Raw genomic sequence first — 2264 nt, forward strand, 5'->3', positions numbered from 1 at the left:
GCCGTGGCGCACGACGACGAGCTCCCACCCGCCGTCGTCGGTGCGCCGCGCGGCGACGAGCTCGGGGCAGCGGGACAGCGGCGTGAGGCGCTGCGCGCGCGACGCCCCACGCAGGAACGCGCCGAGGCGGTCGCGGACGGTCGCGGCCTCCTCGAAGCGCTCCTGCTGCACGAGCCACGCGATGCGTTCGGCGTGGGCAGCGACGACCTCGTCCGGGTCCGTCGTCATGGCGGCGCGGACCCGCGCGACGACCGTCGCGTAGTCGTCGACGGTCTGCCGGCCCAGGCACGGCGCCCCGCACCGGCCGAGCTCGGCGAGCACGCACGCGCCGGCACCGGGCGGGGCGACGAGCGGCAGGCGCCGCGTGCACTGGCGCACGGGGAACGACTCGTGCAGCGCGTCGAGCGCGAGCTGCGCGGACGTCGTCGAGGAGAACGGGCCGATGTACGCGGCGCCGTCCTCGTCGCGGACGTCGCGCACGACGGACAGCCGCGGGTACGGCTCGCTCGTCAGGCGCACCCACGGCATCCGCTCGGGGAAGCGCGAGCGCCGGTTGTAGCGCGGCGAGTGCTCCGCGATGAGCCGCAGCTCCCGCACGCGAGCCTCCAGGGGCGTCGCGCAGACGACGGGGTCCACGCGGTGCGCGATCCGGACCATTTCCGTCATGCGGCGTCGCTTCTCGGCCGACGTGAAGTAGCTGCGCACGCGCTGGCGCAGCGACGTCGTCGACGTCCCGACGTACAGCACCTCCTCGTTCGGGCCGCGGAACAGGTACACGCCGGGGGCGTCGGGCAGACCGTCGGCGAGCGTGCGCTTGCGACGCACGTCGGCCGGGACGGGGTCGGTCGCGGTGGCGAGGTCCTCGAGGTGCGTCACGCCCAGCGGTCCGAGCCGGCCGAGGAGCGCGTGCAACACGTCGACGGTCGCGCGTGCGTCGGACAGCGCACGGTGGTTGGGCGTGACCGACGCGCCGAACAGCGCGGCCAGCGTCGACAGCTTGTGGTTGGGCGCCTCGTCCCGGGTGACGGCGCGGCGGGCGAGCCGGACGGTGTCGAGCACCCGGTTGCCGGGCCACGGGTGCCCGGTGCGGGCGGCGGCGGCCTTGAGGAAGCCGATGTCGAAGGGCGCGTTGTGGGCGACGAGGACGGTGTCGCGGGAGAACTCGAGGAAGCTCGGCAGGACCGTCTCGATCGTCGGTGCGCCGACGAGCATCGACGTCGTGATGCCGGTGAGCACCTGGATGTACGGCGGCACGGGCCCGCCCGGGTCGACGAGCGTCTGGAACTCGCCGAGCACCTCGCCGCCGCGGACCTTCACGGCGCCGATCTCGGTGATCGCGCAGTCCGCGCGCGTGCCGCCCGTGGTCTCGAGGTCGACGACGACGAACGTCACGTCGGCGAGCGGGGTGCCGACGTCGTCGAGCGTGGGCTGCACGGCCCTCGCCCCGGCGGCCGGGGTCGCGTCCGCCCAGACGGGGCGCAGGCGGCGGACGGTCGACATGCGACGGACGGTACCCACGGTGTCCGACACGACCCGTGCACCGGCGTCGGCGCGTCGGGACGGCGGGCCTGCGGGCGTCGTCCGGCGGGGACCTAGGGTTGGCGCATGGGTGCTGCGGCGGAGGACGACGTGCCGGGGCCTGTCCCGGGTCCGTCCGAGGTCCCGCCCGCGCTGCGGTCGTCGCTCGTGCAGGTCGCGGCCGACGTGCTGGGCAGCCTGGAGCCTGCGGAGGTGCCGGCGGGGCTGCGCGCGGTGCGGCAGTTCGCGCCGCGGCGCCGCGCGACGGCGGGCGCCGGTCCGCTGTGGACCGCGCTGCAGGACGACGCGTTCCGGGCGCGGGTCGCGCGCACGTGGGCGCAGGACAACCCGGGGCTCGCCTCCGAGCTCACCGGCGAGGGCGACGGCCCGTCGCCGACGACGACCGCCGCCGTGGGCGCGTGGCTGCTCGGCCTGACGTCGTGGCCCACGCTCGTCCCGGACGAGGCACCCGCGGTCGCCGCGCAGGACGCCGCGCGCCTGGCCGACCGGCTCGACCGGAGCAGGTCGGAGGTCGACCGGCTCCGGGACGAGCTCGCCGCCGCCCGCGCCGACGCGGCGGAGGCTCGGGACGCCCTCACGGCGCTGCAGCGCGAGCTGCGTCGTCTGCGTTCGGACGCGGACCGCGCCCGCAGCGAGGGTCGCCGGCTGGCGGAGGAGGCGGCCGCGGCCCAGGGCCGCGCCGAGGAGGCACGGCGTGACGCCCAGCAGGCCGCGCAGGCGGCGGC

The 2264-nt window shown here is 76.9% G+C and carries 1 protein-coding gene and 1 pseudogene; one reads left to right on the forward strand and one right to left on the reverse strand.

The window, feature by feature from the left end; translation table 11 throughout:
* A partial coding sequence (locus CBZ_RS19305) for a DEDD exonuclease domain-containing protein (RefSeq protein ID WP_130783071.1) occupies window positions 1-1500 on the reverse strand: 1500 nt, incomplete at its 3' end.
* A gap of 105 nt (window positions 1501-1605) precedes the next feature.
* On the opposite strand from CBZ_RS19305, the pseudogene CBZ_RS19310 reads away from it, so the two are divergent.
* Window positions 1606-2264, forward strand: a pseudogene (locus tag CBZ_RS19310) (NYN domain-containing protein); the annotation flags it as partial.

The sequence above is a fragment of the Cellulomonas biazotea genome (assembly GCF_004306155.1).
GTDB classification, from domain to species: domain Bacteria; phylum Actinomycetota; class Actinomycetes; order Actinomycetales; family Cellulomonadaceae; genus Cellulomonas; species Cellulomonas biazotea.